This window comes from Microcoleus sp. N3A4, from assembly GCF_036701805.1.
Taxonomy (GTDB): Bacteria; Cyanobacteriota; Cyanobacteriia; order Cyanobacteriales; family Microcoleaceae; genus Microcoleus.
This window is the reverse complement of record NZ_JAUBRJ010000153.1, coordinates 1-3267: the sequence shown is the minus strand read 5'-3', so window position 1 is coordinate 3267 and position 3267 is coordinate 1. Positions and strand designations below refer to the sequence as shown.

Here is a 3267-nt window from a genome sequence, read left to right as displayed (position 1 = left end):
CTACTACAGCATCTCCGGCTACTTCGCCATCTCCGGGTGCTTCCCCAGGGGGTTCGCCTGGTGGGGGGAGTTCCAACCTGATTGACTGACAAAAGTTTAATTAGCCCAAACTACAGTGATAAGTAGGTAGGTGGGAAAATTTATCTTTATGTAACGAAACATTAAGTACCAGCATTGGAGTTAAATTTAACACGTTGTGTACGGTAGTTTCCTCTTTCTCCTCTAACTTCTACTCCCTGAATTACGGCGTAGGCGAGATCTAATTCATCCTCAAACAAATGTCGCAGCTAATTCATCTTTTTTAATGTGTTGCCACTCTAATTCGATTGGATTCATTTCAGAACAATACTTGGGTAAGAAAAAGGTAACTGCTCACCGCAACTGCGTTGCGGTGTTGCCAATGGAGGCTCATAGCTGGGCTGTGAGCAAGCTCCGTCAGGATTTGAGCCAAATAGGCAAAAATAGAGTATAGTAGCTTCCATGCTAAAACCAACTGCACTGACCAGCGAATCATGTGAGATAGCCATTGCCGTAGAGCAGATGGCTCAAGCAATGCTGTCGTTAGCAGAATGGCTACTCAAGCAACAGCAGCAGCTCAAACAGCAACAACGAAAACTTCAAGAAAAACAGCAGTTGATAGAAGAGCAGCAACGGGTGCATCTCACTTTGGCAAATACATCAAATTGAAAGTTGACCATTGAGATAAGCACAGCGAAGAGCAAGGATAGACGAAACGTTCTCAATATTCCATTGTGCTCCCGATATTTTCACCCTTAATCCAATGCGTTTAATTGTTGATTCAACTGTTCCCGAACCTATCGAACTTATGGATTCTTCTTTGTAGTATTGGTAATTAACTATTCGGCAGCGATGGGTCTCTAAATAATTGCAAAACGTTTTAAATGCTTGACCTTTAAAGTCTTTAAATAAATTTATAACTTCATCAACTTTGCCTTGCCATAACATATTTTCTGCTGATTTCAATCGTTTTATTGAACCCCCTACCTTGTAGAGATTTTCTTGTTCGATGATACCAATCTAAGATTTCTTGTCTTTGTTCATTATCTCCAATTTCTTTAAATATATTCCAAATCCCGGCATGACCATCTCAACCGACAATACATAGGGTGTAGTAATTTTTGGCTATTAGTCCAATCAATTAAGTCTTGATTATTTTGAAAAAAGGCTCCCGAATAAACATTATCTAAACACACCGCTTTATAGTCTTTCCAGTAACAGCTCTCGCCCTTGGTTTCGTTACGTAGTCTAACTTTACCACCATCCAATGTAATTTCTTTGACTCCTTGTTTAGATGTAGGCAATTCAAATTCTTGTCGATTGACTAATATGAGTAATGTACTGTGAGAAATTTTGATCCCCGTAAATTTTTCCAAATCTTTTTCTGCCCTTTGATAAGATTCGTTAGCAGTGATTAAAAGACAGCAATTTTCCATCAGTGGACTCAATTGACTGTAAGCTTTTAAGCCAAAATATTTGGCCTGATTATCTGTAATGTCGAGCGAGCCGATTATTGATTTTATTTTCCGGGGTTTTCCTGTTTTAATTCCTGATACTGCTGAAAAAAAAAGTTACCTATTTCTGGACCAACTTCTGATAACATTTTCTGACGGACTGATGTTTCTATACTTTCAAAACTTTTTAACTCGGTTGGCTCTGTATTTCTGTAAAGAATTTCTGCTACCGCTTTTAAGTGGGCTTTTAGCTGTTGTTGGTCTAAAGGTGTCATTTTATTTACCTCATCTTTATTTGACGATTTTACTAGCTTTTTCATTTTAACTCTTTTTTGACACATTCGCAAAAGTGAGATGCACCCTACAATTTATACCAAATTAGATGAGCTTACCCTGCTTTGACAACAAAACTGCCGATACTCAGAAAAATTTTCCTCCTGAGAGAAAGCTAACAGAAGTGGCAGATATCGCTTGTATTCAAAAAAGTTTAGTTCACCACTTCCAAGATATTAAAGATCCCAGAGTGGAGAGAACGAAGAAACATCAACTCACAGATATCTTAGTAATTGCGATTTTAGCAGTAATTGCTGGAGCGCAAGGATGGGAAGACATGGAAAATTATGGCATTAGCAAAAAACAGTGGTTAGAAAAGTTTTTGGCATTACCTCACGGTATTCCCTCTGATGACACTTTTCGTCGGGTATTTGAGTTTATTAACCCAGAAGAATTGAATCGTTGTTTTCTTCAATGGGTAGAAACCCTTGTCACCAAGATGGGAGGAGAAATAATCCCCATAGATGGGAAGACCATTAGGGGTTCGTATGACCGAAATCAAGGTAAATCGGCACTCCATATTATTAGTGCCTGGTCGAGTGAACAACGTTTAGTTTTGGGACAGATGAAAGTAGAAGATAAATCTCATGAAATTACTGCTATTCCTGCATTATTAGAATTACTGGATATCACCGGTTCCATTATCACTATTGATGCAATGGGGACACAAACAGAAATTGCCAAAAAGATTATCGACAAGAAAGGAGATTACGTTTTGGCGCTCAAGGCAAATCATCCCACTCTCTACAATCAGGTTCAAGAATGGTTTGAAACAGCTTCTTCTCAGCAATTTCAAGGCATTGATGTCAGTTATGAAAAACGCATCGAAAAAGGACACCATCGCCGAGAAATTCGTCAAGTCTGGTCGGTTCCGGTTTCTGCAATTAATCATCTTTATCAACCCCGATTATGGGCAGGACTTCAAAGCGTTGTCATGGTTGTACGAGTCCGTCATCTCTGGAACAAAACTACCCGTGAGGTGCAATTTTATTTGACTTCTTTACACAGTAATGCTCAACTTATTGGTCTGGCTATCCGAAAACATTGGGGTATTGAAAACCAGGCTCATTGGACTCTTGACTGTACATTCGCGCTCGGATGCTTGTCGCATTCGCTCTTTCCACAGTCCTCGGAATTTTGCTCTTTTACGACGCATCGCTCTTAATGCCCTCAATCGAGAACTGACTTACAAACGCAGTCTCAGACAAAAAATGAAACGCACTGCTATGGATAACGATTATATGATTCAAGTTCTCTTTTCTTGTTTTCTTGACCCTACATTAGATTCTTCTGAGTCCTTGTGTCAAGCCTAATTGAGATGCTCTTACCCTGTATAGAGGACAAATATGATGTGCGATTCAAATCAAATCAAAGTTATTATACATCCCACATTCCGCAGTTCTGGCTTTGATGACTAAGGATTTTCATACATTCACTGTAGGAAAAATATATGTGCCTACCT

General features: G+C 39.1%; 2 protein-coding genes and 2 pseudogenes. 2 read left to right on the top strand and 2 right to left on the bottom strand.

The genetic code is table 11. The features are described from left to right. Nucleotides 1-270: 270 nt before the first annotated feature. Nucleotides 271-336, bottom strand: a complete 66-nt coding sequence (locus QUA56_RS36305) for a hypothetical protein (protein ID WP_333368813.1) — start codon at nt 334-336, stop codon at nt 271-273. 144 nt (nt 337-480) lie between these two features. On the opposite strand from QUA56_RS36305, the gene QUA56_RS36300 reads away from it, so the two are divergent. Further along, nucleotides 481-687, top strand: coding sequence for a hypothetical protein (locus QUA56_RS36300; protein ID WP_333368810.1), 207 nt, complete (start codon nt 481-483; stop codon nt 685-687). On the opposite strand, the pseudogene QUA56_RS36295 reads toward QUA56_RS36300, so the two are convergent. After that, nucleotides 679-1747, bottom strand: a pseudogene (locus tag QUA56_RS36295) (ISKra4 family transposase). The gene QUA56_RS36300 and the pseudogene QUA56_RS36295 sit on opposite strands and share 9 nt — an antisense overlap. A gap of 107 nt (nt 1748-1854) precedes the next feature. On the opposite strand from QUA56_RS36295, the pseudogene QUA56_RS36290 reads away from it, so the two are divergent. Next, nucleotides 1855-3118 (top strand): annotated as a pseudogene (locus QUA56_RS36290) (ISAs1 family transposase). The last annotated feature ends 149 nt before the right edge of the window (nt 3119-3267 follow it).